24 protein-coding genes are annotated in these 21,302 nt (G+C 62.7%); 8 read left to right on the plus strand and 16 right to left on the minus strand.

What is annotated here, in order from left to right; genetic code table 11:
- Positions 1-41: 41 nt before the first annotated feature.
- The 4 genes from ACWTU9_RS13565 to ACWTU9_RS13580 all read right to left on the minus strand — a co-directional run bounded on the left by ACWTU9_RS13565 (position 42) and on the right by ACWTU9_RS13580 (position 3,493).
- Positions 42-740, minus strand: coding sequence for a DnaJ domain-containing protein (locus tag ACWTU9_RS13565; protein ID WP_455858693.1), 699 nt, complete (start codon positions 738-740; stop codon positions 42-44).
- Positions 740-1,471, minus strand: a complete 732-nt coding sequence (locus ACWTU9_RS13570) for a VWA domain-containing protein (RefSeq protein WP_455858694.1) — start codon at positions 1,469-1,471, stop codon at positions 740-742. The genes ACWTU9_RS13565 and ACWTU9_RS13570 overlap by 1 nt, the downstream gene beginning before the upstream one ends.
- Positions 1,472-1,573: 102 nt before the next feature.
- Positions 1,574-2,011, minus strand: coding sequence for a DUF1489 family protein (locus ACWTU9_RS13575; protein WP_455858695.1), 438 nt, complete (start codon positions 2,009-2,011; stop codon positions 1,574-1,576).
- 78 nt (positions 2,012-2,089) lie between these two features.
- A complete protein-coding gene (locus ACWTU9_RS13580; protein ID WP_455858696.1) occupies positions 2,090-3,493 on the minus strand; it encodes an L-serine ammonia-lyase in 1,404 nt (467 codons plus the stop codon).
- A gap of 210 nt (positions 3,494-3,703) precedes the next feature.
- Between ACWTU9_RS13580 and ACWTU9_RS13585 the strand changes: the two genes are divergently transcribed.
- Both ACWTU9_RS13585 and ACWTU9_RS13590 read left to right on the plus strand, forming a co-directional pair.
- Positions 3,704-4,399, plus strand: a complete 696-nt coding sequence (locus tag ACWTU9_RS13585; RefSeq protein ID WP_455858697.1) for a cysteine hydrolase family protein — start codon at positions 3,704-3,706, stop codon at positions 4,397-4,399.
- Between the two features lie 43 nt (positions 4,400-4,442).
- Positions 4,443-5,186, plus strand: coding sequence for a DUF599 domain-containing protein (locus tag ACWTU9_RS13590; protein ID WP_455858698.1), 744 nt, complete (start codon positions 4,443-4,445; stop codon positions 5,184-5,186).
- Here the strand turns inward: ACWTU9_RS13590 and ACWTU9_RS13595 are convergent.
- The 7 genes from ACWTU9_RS13595 to ACWTU9_RS13625 form a co-directional block, all read right to left on the minus strand.
- Complete coding sequence (locus ACWTU9_RS13595; RefSeq protein ID WP_455858699.1) at positions 5,135-5,932, minus strand: YdcF family protein; 798 nt, start codon at positions 5,930-5,932, stop codon at positions 5,135-5,137. The genes ACWTU9_RS13590 and ACWTU9_RS13595 overlap by 52 nt on opposite strands.
- A gap of 7 nt (positions 5,933-5,939) precedes the next feature.
- A complete protein-coding gene (locus tag ACWTU9_RS13600; RefSeq protein ID WP_455858700.1) occupies positions 5,940-6,470 on the minus strand; it encodes a hypothetical protein in 531 nt (176 codons plus the stop codon).
- A gap of 1 nt (position 6,471) precedes the next feature.
- Entirely contained in the window at positions 6,472-8,037 is a 1,566-nt protein-coding gene (locus tag ACWTU9_RS13605) for an amidase (protein WP_455858701.1), read from the minus strand.
- A complete protein-coding gene (locus tag ACWTU9_RS13610) occupies positions 8,037-8,492 on the minus strand; it encodes a GNAT family N-acetyltransferase (RefSeq protein ID WP_455858702.1) in 456 nt (151 codons plus the stop codon). The genes ACWTU9_RS13605 and ACWTU9_RS13610 overlap by 1 nt, the downstream gene beginning before the upstream one ends.
- 7 nt (positions 8,493-8,499) lie before the next feature.
- The gene (gatC, locus tag ACWTU9_RS13615; protein ID WP_455858703.1) at positions 8,500-8,787 is read right to left on the minus strand and encodes an Asp-tRNA(Asn)/Glu-tRNA(Gln) amidotransferase subunit GatC; all 288 of its coding nucleotides are present in this window, start codon (positions 8,785-8,787) and stop codon (positions 8,500-8,502) included.
- 375 nt (positions 8,788-9,162) lie between these two features.
- Positions 9,163-9,501 (minus strand): hypothetical protein, encoded by a 339-nt coding sequence (locus ACWTU9_RS13620; RefSeq protein ID WP_455858704.1) that lies wholly within the window; start codon positions 9,499-9,501, stop codon positions 9,163-9,165.
- 44 nt (positions 9,502-9,545) lie between these two features.
- Positions 9,546-10,253, minus strand: coding sequence for a metal-dependent hydrolase (locus ACWTU9_RS13625; RefSeq protein WP_455858705.1), 708 nt, complete (start codon positions 10,251-10,253; stop codon positions 9,546-9,548).
- 133 nt (positions 10,254-10,386) lie between these two features.
- Between ACWTU9_RS13625 and ruvX the strand changes: the two genes are divergently transcribed.
- On the plus strand, positions 10,387-10,893 hold the full coding sequence (gene ruvX, locus ACWTU9_RS13630; protein ID WP_455858706.1) for a Holliday junction resolvase RuvX: 507 nt from the start codon (positions 10,387-10,389) through the stop codon (positions 10,891-10,893).
- Here the strand turns inward: ruvX and ACWTU9_RS13635 are convergent.
- The 3 genes from ACWTU9_RS13635 to ACWTU9_RS13645 form a co-directional block, all read right to left on the minus strand.
- Entirely contained in the window at positions 10,811-11,152 is a 342-nt protein-coding gene (locus tag ACWTU9_RS13635) for a DUF6105 family protein (protein WP_454587031.1), read from the minus strand. The genes ruvX and ACWTU9_RS13635 overlap by 83 nt on opposite strands.
- Complete coding sequence (locus ACWTU9_RS13640; protein WP_455858707.1) at positions 11,152-11,760, minus strand: hypothetical protein; 609 nt, start codon at positions 11,758-11,760, stop codon at positions 11,152-11,154. Before ACWTU9_RS13640 ends, ACWTU9_RS13635 begins: the two co-directional genes overlap by 1 nt.
- Before the next feature lie 127 nt (positions 11,761-11,887).
- Complete coding sequence (locus ACWTU9_RS13645) at positions 11,888-13,552, minus strand: DNA alkylation response protein (protein ID WP_455858708.1); 1,665 nt, start codon at positions 13,550-13,552, stop codon at positions 11,888-11,890.
- 142 nt (positions 13,553-13,694) lie between these two features.
- On the opposite strand from ACWTU9_RS13645, the gene ACWTU9_RS13650 reads away from it, so the two are divergent.
- The 4 genes from ACWTU9_RS13650 to dprA are packed head-to-tail and all read left to right on the plus strand — an operon-like array spanning position 13,695 to position 17,738.
- Complete coding sequence (locus ACWTU9_RS13650; RefSeq protein ID WP_023806087.1) at positions 13,695-14,660, plus strand: aspartate carbamoyltransferase catalytic subunit; 966 nt, start codon at positions 13,695-13,697, stop codon at positions 14,658-14,660.
- Complete coding sequence (locus tag ACWTU9_RS13655) at positions 14,657-15,943, plus strand: dihydroorotase (protein ID WP_455858709.1); 1,287 nt, start codon at positions 14,657-14,659, stop codon at positions 15,941-15,943. The genes ACWTU9_RS13650 and ACWTU9_RS13655 overlap by 4 nt, the downstream gene beginning before the upstream one ends.
- A gap of 56 nt (positions 15,944-15,999) precedes the next feature.
- Positions 16,000-16,605: a glycerol-3-phosphate 1-O-acyltransferase PlsY gene (plsY, locus tag ACWTU9_RS13660; RefSeq protein ID WP_455858710.1), complete on the plus strand. Its 606-nt coding sequence runs from the start codon at positions 16,000-16,002 to the stop codon at positions 16,603-16,605.
- The gene (gene dprA, locus ACWTU9_RS13665; protein ID WP_455858711.1) at positions 16,602-17,738 is read left to right on the plus strand and encodes a DNA-processing protein DprA; all 1,137 of its coding nucleotides are present in this window, start codon (positions 16,602-16,604) and stop codon (positions 17,736-17,738) included. The genes plsY and dprA overlap by 4 nt, the downstream gene beginning before the upstream one ends.
- A gap of 10 nt (positions 17,739-17,748) precedes the next feature.
- On the opposite strand, the gene ACWTU9_RS13670 is transcribed toward dprA, so the two are convergent.
- Complete coding sequence (locus tag ACWTU9_RS13670; protein ID WP_455858712.1) at positions 17,749-18,891, minus strand: hypothetical protein; 1,143 nt, start codon at positions 18,889-18,891, stop codon at positions 17,749-17,751.
- 262 nt (positions 18,892-19,153) lie between these two features.
- On the opposite strand from ACWTU9_RS13670, the gene ACWTU9_RS13675 reads away from it, so the two are divergent.
- Positions 19,154-19,618: a hypothetical protein gene (locus tag ACWTU9_RS13675; RefSeq protein ID WP_455858713.1), complete on the plus strand. Its 465-nt coding sequence runs from the start codon at positions 19,154-19,156 to the stop codon at positions 19,616-19,618.
- A gap of 891 nt (positions 19,619-20,509) precedes the next feature.
- On the opposite strand, the gene ACWTU9_RS13680 is transcribed toward ACWTU9_RS13675, so the two are convergent.
- Complete coding sequence (locus ACWTU9_RS13680; RefSeq protein ID WP_455858714.1) at positions 20,510-20,689, minus strand: hypothetical protein; 180 nt, start codon at positions 20,687-20,689, stop codon at positions 20,510-20,512.
- Positions 20,690-21,302: the final 613 nt, after the last annotated feature.

Genomic DNA, 21,302 nt, shown 5'->3' on the forward strand with positions numbered 1-21,302 from the left:
CGTCGAAACCATCTCCCGGAAATTTACTGCGTCGAAGGAGACTAATTGTGATTGGAGAGCAAGACGTCCTTGGCTTCGTTGATCCGCGCCGCCAGGAAAGACGTGCCGCCGATGTCGGGGTGCAGGCGTTGCATCAGGCGGCGGTGCGCCTTGCGGACGTCCGCCGCGGCGGCCCCCGCTTCAAGACCAAGGACCTTGTAGGCCTCCTCCTTAGTCATGGCGCCCGCACCTGGCGCAACACCCAGCCCTTCGCCACCGTTCGCCTCAGCGTCTTTGCGCCAGACGGGAAAACGGCCGTCAAGATACGTCTCTAGCAATTGACGGCTCTCCGGGTCGCCGGGGAGCTCGCGGTAAAGCTGCTGCAGTTCGGCCAGGCCCATCGCACCCAGCATCTTGCCTTCATGGCGGCCTGCCAAAACCAGGCCCTCAAGCCCGCCCGTATCGTGATCAAGCTCCATTTCCAGTGCGGCGGTTCGCACCGTCGAACGCTTGCCGGGCGCCAATCCGGCTGTGGGCCGCTTCATCCGCATCGACCCATACCAGGCAAGGGCCGCGGCCAGGATGAGGCCGGCAATGCCTTCGCGACCGACCACCAGCACGGCGAGGCCGACCAGCGCCAGAAGCAGCGGGCCAAGCGTGCGCATGCTGCTCGCCAGTTTTGCCGCATCGGCGCGCACGAAAATTGTCGCCGCGCCAAGCAGCACCAGAAACAGTGCTAAGACCGCAATGATTGCGCCCATCAATTCCCGCCGCCCCGCAGATGCTCGATCAACAGCCGGTCTCCCGGCCTGTCCCTTGCCTCGAGCGCCTTCAATCCACCGGTCGCATAGACGGCGACGGCCGAAAGCAGTCCGGCCAGGGTCGCGGCGGCCCGTCGGTCAAATCGAAACCACGCCCCTTTGGACAGCCGCGCGATCTCCTTGAACGCCTTTTCTGCGCCGGAATCATGACCTTCCTGGAAGACGAAGACGGGAACACCGTGCAGACCGAGGTTGCCGGCCTTCTGCGCCAGGTCGTCGATATCCTCTTCCATGGCGTCGCCGATATAGACCAGAGCATTGACCTTGGCTGTCGCCGTTTCCTTCAACGCATGCGCCAGCACCTTGCCGATCTGGGTGTGGCCGGCGCGGCAATCGATTCGGGTCATCAATTGCTTCAGGGCGTTGGTATTGGCGACAAACGCCGATGACCGGCACTCGCCCAGTCCACGAAAATAGACGAGTTGGACACTGAGGGTTCCGGCCTTGCCGACGGCATCGAACATTTCGCCTTGCAGCTTGGTGGCGAGATCCCAAGTCGGCTGGCGACTCATCGTTGCGTTGAGCGCAAGGATCAGCCGCCCGGAGCCGATCGCGGACGCGGCAAGTGTCCGCGCCTGACGGATAAAGGCGTCGATCTCGCCAGCATTGGATTGAGGCTTGACCGGCGCAGGATCGACCCTCGCGGGCACTGGCTGCTTCTTGTCGCTCATGAGAAGCAAGATGTGGCGTTGCCGGGCTGCTTGCAAGTCCAGCCTCGGACAACATGAAGGGCCAGCGATCAGCATGGCTGAGAGAAGCGGGGTGCCTTGGCGCTAGAGCAGACCGAGATCGGCGAGCTCGCGCTTCAATTTCGGCGGCATCTCGACCGTTCCGGCCTTGCCCTTGCCGATATCGGCCGGCGCATCCGACGGTTTCAGGTAGCGCCAGCCCTGGAAGGCGCGGCGCGGCTGCCAGTCGGTGCGCACGACCTCTGGATCGAGCATCAAATGGCAGCGGCCGATACCTTCATCGTCGGTGAAGGGGCGGATTTCGGTGATCAGCTGGCGGCATTGCACGCTGCCCTTGATCACCCAATAAAGCGACCCCCCATCGGTGACCTCGGCGCCGCGCGTCGGCACCATGCGGGTGGTGTGCCAATGCTCGGCCGGCTCACGGGCACGCCGCCGCTCGTCGAGACGGAAGGCGATCCACTCTTCGAGATCCTCGACGCTGTCGCAACCGACGCACAGTTTCAGGAGATTGAGTGTCATGGCTTAAGGTTTAGTCCGACGCGCGATTGCGTCAACGGCCCTGCCCGACTTCTCCACAGAGCCAGCGCCGTTGAGCGTTCAGCATTCAACAACATTGACGGCCAGGCCGCCAAGGCTGGTTTCCTTGTACTTCTCGTTCATGTCGAGGCCGGTCTGGCGCATGGTTTCGATGGCCGCATCGAGCGGCACGAAATGGACGCCATCGCCCTTGATGGCCAGCGAAGCGGCGGTCACCGCCTTGACGGCGCCGAGCGCATTGCGCTCGATGCAAGGTACCTGCACCAGGCCGCCGACGGGGTCGCAGGTCATGCCGAGATGATGTTCGAGCGCGATCTCGGCGGCGTTCTCGACCTGCTCGGGCGTGCCGCCCATGACGGCGCACAGGCCGGCCGCGGCCATTGCCGAGGCAGAACCAACCTCGCCCTGGCAGCCGACCTCAGCGCCGGAGATAGAGGCATTTGTCTTGATGATGCCGCCAACTGCGGCAGCGGTCAGCAGGAAATCGCGGATGCTCGGCTGGTCGGCCTCGGGGTGGAAATGCAGCCAATAGCGCAGCACCGCCGGCAACGTGCCCGCCGCGCCATTGGTCGGCGCGGTGACGACGCGGCCACCGGCGGCATTTTCCTCGTTCACCGCCATGGCGTAGATCGACAGCCAGTCATTGGCGAGCAACGGGTTTGGCTTGTTCTGCTGCCATTGTTCCTGCAACTTGTCGTGCAACATGCGGGCGCGGCGGCGCACTTTCAAGCCGCCCGGCATGATGCCGTCCTGTGACAGGCCGCGGTCGATGCAGCCCTTCATGGCGCCCCAGATGGCATCGAGGCCGGAATCGAGTTCCTCGCGCGACATCTGCGTCTCTTCGTTGATGCGCTTCATGTCGGCAATCGACAGGCCGCTTTTGCCGGCCATCTTCAGCATCTCGACGGCGTTCTTGAAGGGATAAGGCACTTTCTTGCCTTCGGTCGTCACCGAGCCCTTCACCTTCATCCGCTGCAGCTCTTCCTCGGAGACGACGAAGCCGCCGCCGATCGAATAATAAATGCGCTTGAGCAGCAACCTGTCGCCGGCATCATAGGCGTAGAACGCCATGCCGTTGGCGTGGCCGGTAAGCGGCGTTTTCCTGTCGAGCACCAGATCCGTCGCCGGATCGAAGCGATAGGAGGGATGGCCGGGCGGCGAAATCCGCTTGTCGGCGGCGATGCGCGTGGCGATGGTATCGGCCTCATCGGGGTCGACCGTCTGCGGTGTCAGGCCGGCGAGGCCGAGGACAACGGCGCGATCGGAGCCGTGGCCGATGCCGGTATAGGCGAGCGATCCGTGCAGGCTGGCGCCAATCCGATCGACCTTGACGCCGGCCGGGCGTGGCCAGTCGTCGCTGGCGATCTCGTCGAGAAACCGCCGCGCCGCCGTCATCGGTCCCATCGTATGCGAACTCGACGGTCCGATGCCGATCTTGAACAGGTCGAAAACCGAAAGGAACACGCTGCGCCATCTCCGGAAGCGAGATCAAGACCCACATATAGGACTTTCCATGATGTTTGTGCTGTTTTGACGAATGCGGCGCTGCACCCGCCGACCTTGTTTGCTCCGGCAGCGACATTGATTGCTCGACCATGACGGCGCGGCTATTCTAAACATTGCTCCCGGGTGCGCCCGCAGCGTTGTTTCTCGCGTCTGCCCAGGGAGAGAGCCGTGCTTACGTTGGATGCCAGGCCGCAGCCGGTGCGTATCGCGCCTGCCGAGACTGCCGTCGTTGTGGTGGACATGCAGAACGCCTTTGCCTCAAAAGGCGGCATGTTCGACCTCGCCGGCTTCGACATTTCCGGCGCCGCGCCGGCAATAGAGGCAAACAGGCGCCTGCTCAAGGCGGCACGCGAGGGCGGCGTCAGCGTCATTTACCTGCAGATGTCGTACAAGCCCGATCTCAGCGATGCGGGAGACGCCTCGTCCCCGAACCATCACAAGGAACTGGGGATGGTCATGATGCGCGAGCGTCCCGACCTTGCCGGCAGACTGTTGATCGACAACAGCTGGGACTGGCAGATCGTCGACGTGCTGAGGCCCGAGCCCGGTGACCAGATCATCCGCAAATCGCGTTACAGCGGCTTTTGCAACACTGGCCTCGAGGCGCATCTGCGCGCCCGCAAGATCCGAAATCTGCTGTTCACCGGGGTCGCCACCAACGTCTGCGTCGATGCCACCGCGCGCGACGCCTACATGCGGGAATTCTGGCCGATCCTGGTCGAGGACGCGATGAACCATTCTGGTCCCGATTTCAATCGCCAGTCGACTCTGTGGAATTTCGAACACGCTTTCGGATGGATCACCCAGACTGACAGCGTCGTTGAGGCGTTGCACATGGAAGCCACCGCGTCTTTGCCGGCCTGAGCCAGCCGTCGAGACGGGCGCCCAGCCTGTGGTAAAAGGGGGCATGGGCGATTCCTTCCATCTGTCGACGGCCGATCTCGCGGCGCTGGCTTTCTTCCTCCTTGCATGGGTGGTGCATACGCTGGCGTCCGACGGCAAGCTGGTCAATCGCGTGTCGTTGACGATGGCCATGAATGTGCAGCGCGAGGCCTGGATGCGCACCATGGCCGAGCGCGAGATCCGCATCGTCGACACCGCCATCATGAGTGGCCTGCAGCAAGGCACCGCCTTTTTCGCCTCCAGTTCGCTGATTGCGCTCGGCGGCTGTTTCGCGCTGCTTGGCGCCTCCGATCAGGTGCTTGCCGTGCTCAGCGATCTGCCGCTCAGTGCCACATCGTCGCGCGCAGCCTTCCAGATGAAGGTTTTTGGCCTGGTGCTGATCCTAGCCTTCGCCTTTTTCAAATTCGGCTGGGCCTACCGTCTGTTCAACTACTGCTCGATCCTGATCGGCGCGGTGCCGATCCCGCATGGCGAGGCCTCGCGCAACCCGGTCAGCGAAATGGCGGTGTGGCGCGCGGCGCGCATGAACATGTTGGCCGGCAAGCATTTCAATTCAGGCCTGCGCGCCGTGTTCTTTTCGATCGGCTATCTCGGCTGGTTCGTCGACCCGATCGTGTTCGTACTGTCGACGCTGCTGCTCCTGGCGGTGCTGGTGCGGCGTCAATTCTTCTCGGCGGCTCGGCACGCGGTGATCGGTCAGCCGCCCGGCCCGGGGAAAAGCTGGTCGATCCGGCCCGACAGCCGATAGGCGGTAAGCCCGACCCATTCGCGGATGGCCATGGTAGTGGTCTGCAGGGAATCCGGCGCGTTGTCGCGGAATAAACCAAAGCCCTCCTTGCCCGACGTGCGATAGTCGACAGGCCACGGGATCGTCTGAAAGCCAGCCTTGTCGAACAGCGCCTTGGAGCGCGGCATGTGGAAGGCGGAGGTCACCAGCAGCCAAGTCTCGCCCGGCTTCGGCGTTACAAGTTCCCGGGTGAAGACGGCATTCTCATAGGTGTTGCGGGATTTGTTCTCGAGCATCAGACGATCGGCGCTCACGCCGAGCGAGTCAAGCAGGCGTGGTGCGGTGGCCGCGTCGCCCTCGCCGTCAATGAACAGTTCGCCGGTACCGCCCGAGACAACCACCTTCGCGTCCGGAAAGCGCCGGGCAAGGATCGCGGTCTCGACCATGCGGTCGCCGCCGGAATTCAGTTCATAGCCGCCGCGCACCAGATTGATGGCGCCTTCGAATCCGCCGCCGAGCACGACGATGCCGTCGACCTTCTGCGGCAGCGTTGGCCTTGGGAAGCGCTCCTCCAGCGGATTGAGCATCATGGCGCCAAGCGACGTCCAGGCCGAAAGCGCGAGAATGAGGAAGGCGAACACACCGCCAGTGGCCGCCAACCGCCGGCGGCCGACCAGCGCCGCGAGCAAGCCGGCCAACAGCAGGAAGATCGCCAGGTTGAGTGGCTGGACGAAGAACCAGAAAATCTTGGAGAGATAGAAGAACATTGCGTGCCTATCGCCAGCTTGAATTTTGACGGCCGATGAAGTGCTCGACCGCATTCGCTACTGCCTCGGCCTCGGGACGGCTCAACTCCCTGCCGAAAAGGAGGACGCCGTTCGCGTTGGTCAGGCTGATGACTTCCGACAGTCCCGCTTCATCGGTTGGATAGGCATGCTCGAGGATTTCGACCCTAAGATGCCCTTTCAAAGCCAGTGACGAACGATTTCGCAAAGAACCCCTGACGTCGCGCACGGCTGCGGCACTGGTCAGCCTGAGCGTTTCCTTGCCGAACACCAGCCAGATGAAATCCTTGCCGAGGAAATAGGTGAAGAGGGCAATGATAGCCACGAACGACAGCAGGCCGAGAGTGCCGCTGGTGACGGTTGCGGGCGACGTGTCGGTCAATCCCATATAGCCGGTGTAGGCAACGATCGCGGCCCCGATCAGGACAAAGACCGTCCTGAAATCCGAGGTACGCGGCGGGTTCGTGATCAGCAGTTCGTCTCTCGTCTCGACGATGGCAATGCGAGACGAAGGCGGCATGCTACCACCATTTCTCCGGCTGGAAGGTTCCCGCCGCCTGCTCGATGACGGCAGCGGTCTGGAACAGGGTTTCCTCGTCGAACGGACGGCCGATCAGCTGCAGGCCGAGCGGCAGGCCCTTGGCATCGAGGCCGGCTGGCACGGCGATGCCCGGCAGACCGGCCATGTTCACGGTCACCGTGAAAATGTCGTTGAGATACATCTTCACCGGATCGGCGGCCATGTCCTCGTCGGCGATGCCGAAAGCGGCGGACGGCGTCGCAGGGGTCAGGATGACGTCGACGCCGGCGGCAAAGACGGTCTCGAAGTCGCGCTTGATCAGATTGCGCACCTTCTGCGCCTGCAGATAATAGGCGTCGTAGTAGCCGGCAGACAGCACATAGGTGCCGATCATGATGCGGCGCTTGACCTCGCGGCCGAAACCGGCGGCGCGGGTCTTTTCATACATGTCGACGATGTCCTTGCCGGGCACGCGCAGGCCGTAGCGGACGCCATCATAGCGCGCGAGGTTGGACGACGCTTCGGCCGGCGCGACGATATAGTAAGCCGGCAAAGCATACTTGGTATGCGGCAGCGAAATGTCGACGATCTCGGCGCCAGCGTCCTTCAGCCAGGCAATGCCCTTCTGCCACAACGCCTCGATCTCTTCCGGCATGCCGTCGACGCGGTATTCCCTTGGAATGCCGACCTTCATGCCCTTGATCGGCTTGCCGATCGCCGCCTCGTAGTCCGGCACCGGGCGATCGACCGAGGTGGTGTCCTTGGCGTCGACGGATGCCATGGACTTCAACAGGATCGCGGCGTCGCGCACGTCGCGGGCGATCGGGCCGGCCTGGTCGAGCGACGAGGCGAAAGCGACGATGCCCCACCGCGAGCAGCGGCCATAGGTCGGCTTGATGCCGACGGTGCCGGTGAAGGCGGCGGGCTGGCGGATCGAGCCACCGGTGTCGGTGGCGGTGGCGCCGGCGCACAGGAAAGCCGAAACGGCTGAAGCCGAGCCGCCGGACGAGCCGCCGGGCACCAGCTGGGCGTTGTCCAGCGTGCGCGCGGTCCTGGTGCCGCCGGCCGAAACAAAACCACCATCGCCCTGGTGCGTGGTCGGCATCACCACCGTGTCGAGGCGCGAACGCCGCCACGGATTGACGACCGGGCCGTAGTAAGACGTTTCGTTGGACGAGCCCATGGCGAACTCGTCCATGTTGAGCTTGCCCAGCATGACGGCGCCGTCGGCCCACAGATTGGATGTGACGGTCGATTCGTAGCGCGGCTTGAAGCCGTCGAGCACATGGCTGCAGGCCTGGGTGTGGACGCCTTCGGTGCCGAACAGGTCCTTGATACCAAGCGGGATGCCTTCCAGCGCGCCGCCCTCGCCCTTGGCCAGCCTGGCGTCGGAATCCCTGGCCATGTCGCGCGCCTTGTCGCCGGTGACGACGATGTAGGCGTTGAGCACCGGATTGGCGCGCTCGATTGCCGAGAGATAGGCCTCGGTAATCTCGGCGGCAGAAATCTCCTTGCCGCGCAGCTTGGCGCGGGCCTGCGAAATCGTCAGATGGGTCAGTTCGCTCATCAAAGGCTCTTTTCGTAAAACACCGACCACTCGGAATCGGGATAATCCAGCACCGGGCCGCAGCGCGAGAAGCCGGCGCGTTCGTAGACGGTCCATGCCGCAGGATGGCGGTCGCCGGTTTCCAGCACCAGCCGCTTCAGCCCTTCGCTGCGCGCCAGCGTCTCGACATGCTCGACGATCTTGGCGCCGATCTTTTTTCCGCGATGCGAGGGCCGCGTGTACATGCGTTTGACCTCGCCAACGCTGGCGTCATGGCGCTTCAGCGCGCCACAGCCGATAGCCCGGCCTTCGTCGCGGGCGATGAACACAGTGGTGTCTTCGCCGGCCATCTGCTCGACCGTCAAATGATAGCAATGCTCCGGCGGCGTCAGTTCGAGCAGCGTCGCGTTGAGCTCCTCGACCAAAGCGCGGACATCGTCCTGTAGCGGTGTTTCGATGGCGATCTCGATTGCCATCGGCCGCCTACTCCACGACCTTCGGCACGAGGAAGAAATTCTCTTCAGTGGCCGGCGCGTTGGAGACGATATCGGCGGCCTTGTTGCCGTCTGTGACAATATCGTCGCGCTTCTTCATCTCCATCGGCGTCACCGAGGTCATCGGCTCGACGCCGGAGACATCGACCTCGTTCAGCTGCTCGACAAAGCCCAGAATGGCGTTCAGCTCGCCGGTCATGCGCTCGGCATCCTCCTCGCTCACCGCAATGCGGGCGAGACGCGCAACGCGCTTCACTGTCTGGAGATCAACGGACATGTCTTTAGCCTTTGGGAAAACCAGATGGCGCTATAGCGGCGCGGCGCGTGCCGCGCAACAGATCGGCGAACATTTGACGCTTCAGCGGCGCTAACCTTACTGAAAGGCATAGCTTGCGCGTCTGCGGCTTTGGTCTCGAAGAGCGTTGGTGACCGCGTTCATGTTTCCGGGTGTGTCTTCAAGGATCATTGCCGGCGCGCAAGGTTGCTGTATCACCTGAATGAATGGCGCTCCGTGACGATCAATTGCGGCGCAAACCTACGATCACATTTTCCGGGCCAACAACACCGCGAATGCCAACACTGCATTCAGCTTTAAAGCCCTGTTCACATCGCTCTCCATGCCGTCTCAGAGTTTAGAGACGGTCGTCGACGATCAAGGCAAATTGACGCCATCGCACAGATAATAGCTACCGCCGTTGCCGGCCTGTTCGCCTTCGTCGGCGGTCGGGCGCACCGAGACGATATCGATTTGAGTGTCATTCATCTGCGTGACCGACAGCACGTCGGGGAAAAGATAGCCCGGTTCCTGGCAGATGGCGGTGACCGCCCAGCTCGGCGAGCGCGTCGCCTTGGTGACCTGGACGAACTCGCAATTGTACTCAACGCTTTGCAGGCCGTCCGCCGACAACACGATGTTGCCGGCGTCGATCAGGGTTTGCAACGGTGACGCCGCAACCAGCATCGACACGCAAAGAGTCCTTCTCAAACCCATGGTTTCATTCCCTTTTGCGACAAGGGATCGTCCGAATGATCGCCCTACAGCGTGATCGTTTGGCCGATGGCTGGCAAGGCCACATTCACACCCGATCCTTCGAGGCCCGCAACGAACTTTTCCGCCGTCGGGTCGATGATCGGGAAGGTGCCGAAGTGACAGGGCACGACCGTGTCGAAGTGGAAGAAGCGCCGGCAGGCAAGGGCCGCCACCGCACCACCCATGGTGAAGCGGTCGCCGACCGGCACGATGCCGATCTTCGGTTCATGCAGTTCATTGATCAGCGCCATGTCGGAGAAGATGTCGGTGTCGCCCATATGGTAGAGCGTCTTGTCTTCCGGAAAATGCAGGACCAAGCCGCCGGGATTGCCGAGATAGACGTTCTGGCCACCATCGAGGCTGAACGATGAGGAATGCAGCGCCTGCACGAAGGTGGTGGTGAAAGCCCCGCAATCGACGGTGCCGCCGAGATTGCCGGGGTTGATCTTGTTGCCGTCGACGCCCTGGCCGACCAGGTACATGCAAATCTCGTAGTTGGCGGCGAGCTGGGCGCCGCTCTTCTTCAGCACCTCCACCGCGCCGCTGACATGGTCATTGTGGCCGTGGGTCAGCAATACATGGGTCACGCCTTCCGCCGGCCCTTCCCAACCACCAGTCCATGACGGATTGCCGATGAGATAGGGATCGATGAGGATGGTCGCGCCTGATGTCTCGATGCGAAAGGCCGAATGTCCGTACCAGGTCAATTTCATCAATCGTGTTCCTCGATTTTGGTTGCGCCGGAAGATAGAACGCCGGCTGCGAAATTAAAGTGACATAGTGTGCTCGCGGTTCAAAAGAGCGTGTCAGGATCTTTGTCACGGTAAAACTGGTTTGGGGAAGCCGTTGGGCATCATAGCAATCGAGGATCTGCCGGCACACCTGGAAGGCGGCAGGACGCTGGCCGGGCTCGACCTCGGCGACAAGACGATCGGCGTCGCCGTTTCCGACCGAGGGCTTTCCTTCGCCCATCCGCGCCCGGTAATCCTGCGCAAGAAATTTTCGCTGGATGCGGCAGCGCTGCTTGCCCAGTTGCAAAAGGACAATGTCGGCGCGTTTGTGCTCGGCCTGCCCATCAACATGGACGGTTCGGAAGGTCCACGTGCCCAGAAATCGCGCGCCTTCGTGCGCAATATGGCTGGGATGACCGACCTGCCCTTCGTGCTGTGGGACGAACGGCTGTCGACGGTTGCAGCAGAGCGGACGCTGATCGAGATGGATTTCTCGCGCGCCAAACGCGCCGGCAAGATCGATTCGGCCGCCGCCGCCTTTATTCTGCAGGGAGCTTTAGATCGACTCCAATCGCTTGGCTCATCCGATCGGACGGAACCCGATTTCCCCACCGGCGCCTGATCCAGGCGGCGATGTTGCGGCGACGGCGGAACGCCCACAATGCCATCAGCAGGAAGCCGTCGAAAATGCAGGCCCTGGCCACCATGCCCGGAATGATCGCCGGATCGATGCCCAGCATCTGGCCGTAGAGCTCGAACACCACATCATGCAGCCGCCGGCTGAGCATAACGTAGCCGAAATTGATGTCGTTGAGCGACAAGAAGAACCAGCCCCAGAACAGAGCGAGCGGTGCGGCCCACAATGCGAACAGGGTGCGCATCAGTGACCGTCCCTGCGGCTGGAGCCGCCTCTATGGCCACTATCTCTGGGACCGCCGTCTTGGTGACCAATCTCCGGCCGGCCGGAAATGCGCGACAGCAAGGAGCCGTGCGCGGCGCCTTCGGCCATGGCATGCGCAGTGGCGCGGCTCTCGGCCTCGCGCGAAACCGCGCCGGCGAAGACCGACCTCCGCTCGGCAAGCATTGCGACGTAGGAGGCCAGAAGTGCCGCCAGTTGCACAGCCACAACCATGAACAGGCCGTTGATGCCTTGCGCGGCGCCGCCGATCAGGATCAGCGACAGGACGGCGGACGCCGAAATGAAGGCGGTCCGCGCCACACTGTCGACACCGTCGGGGCTCCCCGCGGCGTTAACCAAACTCTCGACGAAGACCCAGCAAAACAGCACCGCGACCACCAGCAGCGCAATGGCCAACGGCGCCACGACGGCAGCGTTGTCGAGATCGACCAGACGGGTGTTTTCCATGACGACGCCGAGCACCCCCAGAGCGCCGGCAACACCGCGGTTTCCATCCATGCAGATGAACGCCAGCAGGGCGAAAACCACCGCCCAGTGCAAGGCCAGAAAAGAGGTCAAAATGGGCCGCATGGCATCCCTGCTTTGTAACAAAGACAGTGGGCTTTGCGGCCCGCCGCTGCAATGGAAACCATTTGTTAAGGTTAACGTCCATCCACAGGCGGCGGTAAATTCGTGGTGATAGGCTGTGCAGCCGGCCTCAGCTTACTGGTGGATAGAGGGTGTCGATGATCATGCGCGCGTCATGGCGCGAATCGAGCATACCGTAGGTGTTGCGCCACTGGCCGGCGAGCCGCGTCTCGACGAAAGCATCAGCGATCCGCCCTGCCCCCAGCCGGCGCAATTCCGCCGCTGCCGCCGACAGCGCCAGCTGCTCGGTAAGCAACCGGGCCGACCCCTCATCGGTGCCTGCGACCTGCATGGCTGCCTTGAGCACGCCGATGGTGCCGCGTCCGCCGGCGCCGAGATCGCGGTCGATGCCGGCCAGCACCTCCTCGAACAGGCCGGGCGCGCGGCCGAGCACGCGCAGCACGTCGAGCGCCATGACATTGCCCGACCCTTCCCAGATCGCATTGACCGGAGCTTCGCGATAGTAGCGGGCGAGCGGCGCTTCCTCGACATAGCCGTTGCCGCCGAGGCATTCCATCGCCTCATAGAGCAGCGGCGGCGCGATCTTGCAGACCCAGTATTTGACCACCGGTGTCATGGCGCGGGCAAAGGCCGCCTCGCCGCGGTCGCTGGCCGCTTCGTCGAAGGAGCGCGCCAGCCGGAACGAAAGGGCTGTGGCGGCGGCGACATCAAGCGCCATGTCGGCCAGCACACGCTGCATCAGCGGCTGTTCGATCAGCGTCGAACCGAACACCTGGCGGTGGCGGGTGTGATGGACGGCCTCGGCGAGCCCTGCCCGCATGATCGCCGACGAAGCGACGGCGCAGTCGAGCCGGGTCAGCGTAACCATGTCCATGATGGTCTTCACGCCGGCGCCGGGCTCGCCGACCATCTCGCCGATGGCATTGACGAACTCCACCTCCGAGGACGCATTCGAGCGGTTGCCGAGCTTGTCCTTCAGCCGCTGGAAGCGGAAGCCGTTACCGGAGCCGTCGCCGAGGATGCGCGGCACGAGAAAGCAGGAAAGCCCTTCCGGCGCCTGTCCGAGCACGAGGAAAGCGTCCGACATCGGGGCCGACATGAACCATTTGTGGCCGGTCAGGCGATAAAAACCGCTGCCGGCGCGCTCGGCCCTTGTGGTGTTGGCGCGCACGTCGGTGCCACCCTGCTTTTCGGTCATGCCCATGCCGAGCGTCAGCCCGGTCTTCTCGACCGGCGGCTTCTGGCTCTGATCGTATTTGCGCGTCGTAACGCGCGGCGCCCATTCGCGAAACAGCTTTGGGCTGGCCATCAGCGCGGCCAGCGAAGCGCTGGTCATGGTGATGGGGCAGAGATGCCCTGTCTCGAGTTCGGCGGTCAGATAGAAGCGCGCGGCGCGCACCTGATGGCGACGGCCGATCTCATTATCGCCATTCTCCCAGATCGAGGAATGTAGCCCGCCAGCGACCGAGCGGCGCATCAGTGCATGATAGGCCGGATGAAACTCGACCTGGTCGATGCGCCGGCCCTGGCGGTCATGCGTGCGGAGCTTCGGCGTCTCGACGTTGGCTAGACGGGCGAGCTCCTGCGCTTCCTGCGTCAGGACGAACCGGCCAAGCCCGTCGAGATCCTTGCGCACCGGATCGGAAAAGCGCTCGGCGAGCTGGATCAGCAACGGATCGCCCCGCCAGGCGTTGCCGCCCGTCAGCGGCGGCGGCTGGTTGGTTACGTCGTCGGTCACGCCCAGTCCTTCTATCGGGAGAAAGGTCCTTATCATCGCAGGGCCTCGAATCCGAAGCCATCGGCTAGATATAGCCCAAGCTTGCCGGCGCACGCGACGAAAATACCGGGGAGAAAGGCCGCAATCCCAAGCTGGCGCTTGCGGCAAGGAATTCTCCCCCCTATAGCAGCGCCTTGAGATGACCGACGCTTCGTCCCTGCCGCTTTATCCTCATCGCCATCTTCTGGGCATCCGCGATCTTTCCCCCGGAGATATCGAGCTTCTGCTCGACCGGGCCGATCGCGCCGTCGCCATTTCGCGGCAGTCCGAGAAGAAGACCTCGACGCTGCGCGGCCGCACGCAGATCAACCTCTTCTACGAAGCCTCGACGCGCACGCAGTCGTCGTTCGAGTTGGCCGGAAAGCGGCTTGGCGCCGATGTCATGAACATGTCGGTGGCGAGTTCTTCGGTGAAGAAGGGCGAGACGCTGATCGACACGGCGATGACGCTGAACGCCATGCGCCCCGACATTTTGATCATCCGCCACCAGTCGGCCGGCGCTGCTGCCCTTCTGGCGCAGAAAGTCGGCTGCTCCGTGGTCAATGCCGGCGACGGCGCGCATGAGCACCCGACACAGGCACTGCTCGACGCGCTGACCATCCGCCGTGCCAAAGGACCGCTGTCGAAGCTGATCGTGGCGATCTGCGGCGACATCCTGCATTCGCGTGTCGCGCGCTCCAACATCATGCTGTTGAACGCGCTCGGCGCGCAGGTGCGGGTCGTCGCGCCGTCCACGCTCTTGCCGTCCGGCATCGAGAAGATGGGCGTCATTGTCTCGCGCTCGATGGCCGAAGGGCTGAAGGGTGCCGATGTGGTGATGATGCTGCGCTTGCAGCGCGAGCGCATGGAGGGCGCCTTCGTGCCCTCGGTGCGCGAATATTTCCGCTATTTCGGCCTCGACGCGGAAAAGCTGAAGGCAGCCAAGGACGGCGCGCTGGTCATGCATCCCGGACCGATGAACCGCGGCGTCGAGATCGCGTCCGAAATCGCCGACGGCCCGCAAAGCGTCATCCAGGAACAGGTCGAGATGGGTGTCGCCGTGCGCATGGCGGTGATGGAAGCGCTGCTCGACCCGCGCCGCAACGCAGAGGGCCGCGGCGCATGAGCACGACGGTCTTTGAGCGCGCCCGCATCGTCGATCCCTCACGCGGCATCGATGAGATCGGTACCGTCATCATCGAGGGCAAGAAGATCGTTGCCGCCGGCAAGGCCGCCTTGAACCAGGGCGTACCGGCCGGAGCCATCGTCGTCAACTGCGCTGGCAAGGCGATCATTCCTGGCCTGATCGACACGCGCGTCTTCATCGGTGAGCCTGGTGGCGAGCATCGCGAGACCATTGCCTCGGCAAGCGTGGCCGCGGCGGCCGGCGGCGTTACATCCATTGTGATGATGCCCGACACCGACCCGGTGATCGACAATGTCGCCTTGGTCGAATTCGTGCTACGCACCGCGCGGGACACTGCGATCGTCAACATCTTTCCGGCGGCGGCGATCACCAAGGGCCTGGCCGGCCGCGAGATGACCGAGTTCGGCCTGCTGCGCGAGGCCGGCGCCGTCGCCTTCACCGACGGTCGCCACACCATCGACAGCGCACTGGTGATGCGCCGCGCACTGACCTATGCCCGCGATTTCGGCGGCGTCATCGCGCATGAGACGCAGGATGACGACCTCGCCTCGGCCGGCGTCATGAATGAGGGCCTCTATGCCAGCTGGCTCGGCCTTGCCGGCATTCCGCGCGAAGCGGAGTCCATCCCGCTGGAGCGCGACCTGGCGCTGGCGCGGCTGACGCGCGGCGCCTATCACGCGGCCAAGATCTCAACGGCGATGGCCGCACAGGCGATGACGCGGGCGAAGGCCGACCACGCCAATGTCACGGCGGGCGTCGCGATCCACAATCTGTCACTCAACGAGAACGATGTCGGGGAATATCGCACCTTCTTCCGGCTGACGCCGCCGCTGCGCGCCGAGGAAGACCGGCTGGCGATGATCGAGGCGGTCAAGGACGGCACGATCGACATCATCGTCTCCTCGCACGACCCGCAGGACGTCGACACCAAGCGCCTCCCCTTCGCCGATGCCGCGGCAGGGGCGATTGGACTGGAAACGCTTCTTGGTGCAGCGCTGCGCCTTTACCACAATGGCGATGTGCCGCTGCTCAGGCTGATCGAGACGCTGTCCACCGCGCCGGCCAAACTGTTCGGCCTGCCGGGCGGATCGTTGAAGCCGGGAGCGTCGGCCGATCTTGCGGTCGTCGACCTCGAAGAGCCCTGGATCGTCAGCGAAAGCGGCATCCGATCGCGTTCGAAAAACACCTGTTTCGAAGGTGCGCGGCTGCAAGGCATGGTCTTGCAAACACTGGTGGCGGGCCGCACAGTGTTTTCGAACTAGAGTGACCGCGGCACGTCGCGGGTCGATCTGCTGCCAGGGAAATGCGGGGGGAAACAATGAGTTACAACGCCATCCTGGCATTGCTGTTCGGCTATCTTCTCGGTTCGATTCCCTTCGGCCTGCTGATCACCCGCGCCGCGGGTCTGGGCGATGTGCGAAAGATCGGCTCCGGCAATATCGGCGCCACCAATGTGCTGCGCACCGGCAACAAGGGCCTCGCCGCTGCGACGCTGATGCTCGACGCACTGAAAGGTACGGCGGCGGTGATGATCGCGCGCCATTATGGGCACGACTTCGGACCGTGGGCCGGCCTTGGACTCTGGGCGGGCCTTGGCGCCTTCCTTGGCCATCTGTTTCCGGTCTGGCTCGGTTTCAAGGGCGGCAAGGGGGTGGCGACCTATCTCGGCGTTCTGATCGCGCTCGGCTGGCATGTGGCGCTGATCTTTATCGTCGTCTGGCTGGCGACGGCTTTCATCTTCCGCTACTCGTCGCTGGCAGCGCTGACGGCGGCGGTCATCGTGCCGATAGCGCTCTATTTCTGGAGCACGCCTGAGATTGCCGGGCTGTTCCTGGTGATGAGCCTGATCGTCATCTTCAAACATCGCGCCAACATTTCGCGCCTTCTTGCCGGCACGGAAGGCAAAATCGGAGCCAAGGGTTGAGCAAGCCAGCCGCCGGGCCGCGCCTAAGCGACCGGCAGCGGCTGAGCTGGCTGCGCCTGATCCGTACGCAAAATGTCGGCCCGGCCTCATTTCGCGAACTGATCAACCGTTTCGGCTCGGCCGAGGCGGCGTTGGAGATGCTGCCGGAGCTGATGATTTCGGGCGGCGCCAAAAGGATCGTGCGCATTCCCTCCGTCGAGGAGGTCGAAGCGGAGTTGGAAGCAGCCAGCGAGAACAGCGCCCGTTTCGTCGGCATCGGCGAGGCCGACTACCCGCCTATGCTGAAAAACATGGACAATCCGCCGCCGCTGATTGCCATGAAGGGCGAGGCTGCGGTGTTTCGTCTGCCGGCGGTCGCCATTGTCGGCGCCCGCAACGCATCGCTCGCCGGCATCAAGATGGCGCGCATGCTGGCGCAGGATCTTGGCCGCGACGGCTACGGCATCGTCTCCGGCCTGGCGCGCGGCATTGATACGGCGGCACATCAGGGAAGCCTTGCGACAGGCACGATCGGGGTGCTGGCCGGCGGGCTCGATGTCCCCTACCCGCCTGAAAATATCAGCTTGTGCGACGACATCGCCGAACGCGGAGGTGCCGTTATTTCCGAAATGCCGTTCGGCTGGCAGCCGCGGGCGCAGGACTTTCCGCGCCGCAACCGGCTCGTCGCAGGCGCGGCACTCGGGCTGGTCGTGATCGAGGCCGCGCAACGCTCCGGCTCGCTGATCAGCGCCCGCCTGGCCGGCGAAATGGGCCGGCTGGTCTTTGCCGTACCGGGTTCGCCGCTCGATCCGCGCTGCGCCGGCTCCAACGGCCTGCTCAAGGACGGCGCCACCCTGGTCACGGAAGCAACCGATGTTTCCGGAGCGATCGCGCCTTTGGCCGGTACACGGGCGCCACGGGCTACGCGCCCGGAAAAGGCACCCGACTTTTCGGCAACGCCGCCGCCCGGCGAGGACGAACGCAGCGGCGTGCTCGAAGTGCTGGGCCCAACGCCGGTGGCTGTGGACGAGATCATCCGCCATACCGGCCTCAATGCCGCGCAGGTGTCGATGGTGCTTTTGGAACTCGACCTCGCGGGTCGCATCGAGCGCCACGCCGGCGGCAATGTCTCGCTGGTGATTGGTGGCTCCTGAATTCCGTCGGCTAGCGGAACAGGTACTTCGACACTTCCGGATTGCCACGGCGCCACATCACGTTGTCCAGAAAATAGTGATGCACGTTGATGAAGATCAGCACGATGAAGAAGAACAGCGATGATCCCAGCACTTGCCGGTCATACGGTATCAGGGCGGTCAGCGCAGACGGGATCAGCCAGAAACCGAGATAGCCAAGGGCGGTGCCGCCAACGATAAATCCGAGGAGCCGAAACCTGTAGAGGGGGCCAAGAAACGACAGGACTTTCGGCTGCGGATCGCTTTCGGCATCGGAGCTGTCACGCTCGACGTTCGTCTGGTAGCGCCAGACCACGGCGAGGTACTGCAGCGAGTGGAGCGCCGGCACGATCAGCAGCCAGAGCGGATTTACTCTGGCAATCAGGATCCAGAGATAAAGCGACGCGACATAAGCCACCAGACCGTTATAGGGCAGACCGCCGCCGTTCTTTCGCCAGCGATTGACCAACATCAAAAGCGTGGCCGCCGTCGACGCAACGGCCGCCAGCATGGCGATGTCGGTTATCCAGGAAGGGGCGGCGAATGTATAATAGTCCAGCCCGTAATATTTGCCCTGAGTGACCGCCGTGTTGGTCTGCAGCCACGCCAGGATCCACACGGCATAGGAGTTGAACAGCAACACCTTCTTGTCACGATCGTCGAAGAATTTGCGCTTCAGCACCGCGTCCACCATCAGCATGCCGTAGCCCTGCTTGACGTAGTGCCAGCCGACAAAAAAGAACATGGCGTTGGTTGCATAGCCGAGCAGGCGCGTGTTCGCCGCCGCCGCGCCATAGGCAAAGAACCCGGCCATGACCAGGGGCACGACAATGCCCGCGAAGATGTAGCGGAGTTGCAGGCTCCGGTCGTAGCCGTCGCCAGATACCTTGCGCCCGAAATTGCGATAGAAAAGCTGATAAGAGTGCGCGAAGTGGGGATAGTTCACGAGATAGGCAACGAAGACCATCGTCGCGGCTACCGGACCCTCATACTCGAGCGGCACCAGAAACAGCACCGGCAGAATGAGAAACGCGCTGCCGCCCAGCATCAGGAAATCGGCGACCGGGCCGAAGAGGTATTTTTGAGGTGTCGCCGCCTTAGGGGCTACAGCGTCCGCCGAAAGCTGAAGTGTCATACGAGAACCCTCCCCTGGGAAGGCCCGAGTTTAGCCAGCGGCGGGAGTGGCGACAAGGTTGGAGGCGCGCCCTGGGCCGATGCAGGCACAGCGCTATGGGATTCCGACCCATGACGTACTGATTGCAAGCACTACGATCTCGACACCGCGAGCGGGAAGGAGATCACTCGGCAGTCATGGGCCTGAAGGCAAGGCTCAAGCGGTTCGCAGCAGACGAGAAGGACGCTGCCAACATAATCGGGCGGGTTGAGGGTCCGGCCGAGTGCTCGCGCATTCTCAAGACGAGCAGGCGCGTAGCTGCGAATGGTGCCATAGCGATAAACGCTATCGTGACACCGACGAAAACCGACAAGAGACAAATCCCGCCGGGGACGGAGCAAACTGTTTCCATGAACTACCCCTTTCCACCGTTAACTTCGTGGCCTTCCCCGCTCGCGCCTGTAAGGATGCTCCAGCTTCAAGAGAAATACAAGCGTATGCTAATGGACGCGGACCGGAAGCGGATCAGGTGAGCTTTCTTCGTCCTAGCCCAAAGCCCAAAAAGGCATACCCCAACAGCGACCGTTTCGAGGAAGATGGTCGGCGCATTTACAGCGCCTACGATGCCGCGACAGTGGCTAGCCCTAGGCGCAAAATGTGGGCGAAGCGTATTCGGATCGCGGCGATCGTGATTGCAGTGATCGCCGTGGTGCTGGCGGCCATCGTCATCAGCGTCTTGCCGCATTAGCCTCGCCCCAATGCACGACAACGAACTTACAGAACGCCCTGGCAATGGTTTGACGGGCCTAGCAGCAATCTCCGGGTGAGCACGATACGAAAAAGGCTGACGGGCGCACGGGGCGTCTTACAGGTGCTAGGCAACGGCCAACGGCAGCGCGCTCCGGCGGACCACAAGAAACCAAGTCAAGGCTCAATCGTTCTAGTAGGGTATGGCGCCAATCGGGTGTGCGCATGAACCCTCGTGACAAGGCTATTTCTCCGTTTGAGGAGGAACAACACCAGGTCCAACTCGCAAAGAGCGCGCGCCTCCGAGAGCTTCGATCTCATGCGTCCTGGCTGGCCTTCGATCCTCATGCACAGTTTCATGATGAGATAGACCTCTCAGCCATTTTTGAGGGAAACGCGTTGCGCCCACGCTTATAGAGCGACGTACGTCCCAGGGACTTCAGTCGTAATTGAGTCATTCCTAATATGCCTATAGCTTAGGCAGTGCGGGGACCCCCGAATTCCAAACCCGCAATGGCCGGTGCGCCTGCTTGCCCAAGCAACCCCCCGCACCGGCCATTCCTACTTTCTGGGCTGAGGCGCTATCGCATCGCGGCGATTGAAGGAGACGGAGGGAAGGCCTTGCTGCCGAACAGCGCCGAAAATGATTTGGTTTAACCTCACACAATGGGTGTCTACCCGTAAGGAACCGACCGCCGTATCCATAAATTGAATATTCGGCAGATCACCAGATCTGCTGACTATCGAGGGCGGCAGGACAGACAGCAGGCTCGGGAACGTGGGGCGGCAGCACAACGAGTTTCAGGGCCCAGCAAAAGGGGTGGATATTCGGGCGGGTCAAAGCCGCGAAGGCTTCATCGACCTTCTACATCGATCCGAAGGTGACCCTCACCTAGCGCTTCATGAGGTCGCGGTTGAAGGTTATCCCAGGAGGAACGCCGCCAGTCCGCAGATCGGCCGCTGCCTGCCTGAAGCTGCGCTCAACATCGCCGGTATACCGGCCCTCGTTTGCAAAGCGGTCCCAAAAGACAAAACACACTGCCAGCGCGAGCATAAGCAGGATCATTCGCATCGGAACCTCCCTCAGAGTCCCCGACAAGTGCCGTTAGATTATACAACCGATTACTAATATACGCTAGCGGGCGCCCCCCGAAGCCGTAGAGTGTTAGCCAGCGATGGCGTGGACGATGGCGAAGCCCACGCAGCAACCATACACCATAAGGACTAATTGCCCCCAATGTGAGCGTTTGCTAATTTATACTGCGACGAGAATTCAAACCCCTCTCGTCAGCCTTTGATCTTCCGCCCGCCGGCTCTCCCCGGCGGGCTTTTTGTATCTTAGCGGAACCTAAAATAAACCGGCTCGTTGCAGCATTACCAGTCTAGTCCCCTCGACTGGCATCACTAGGAGCCCGTCACCTTCGCTCTGAGGGTGGCGGGCTTTTTGCGCTGCATGTTGCCGCTCGGCCACAGCGGACTCAATCAAGCCTGTAGTACAAGCTGTCTTGCTGTGGGGTGCCTGGATATCTTTGGCGGGCCATCCAGGAACAAGGCGCAGTTTGAGGGAAGATGGCCCGTCGGCATTGCCGGCGGGTTTTTCTTAATATCAGCCGCCAAGGGAACCGGCACCGACCGCCGGAATTAGGTGAATGGTAGGCGGTGTAACTTTCTTCGGGGAGTAAGCC

The sequence above is a fragment of the Mesorhizobium sp. 128a genome, from assembly GCF_053848025.1.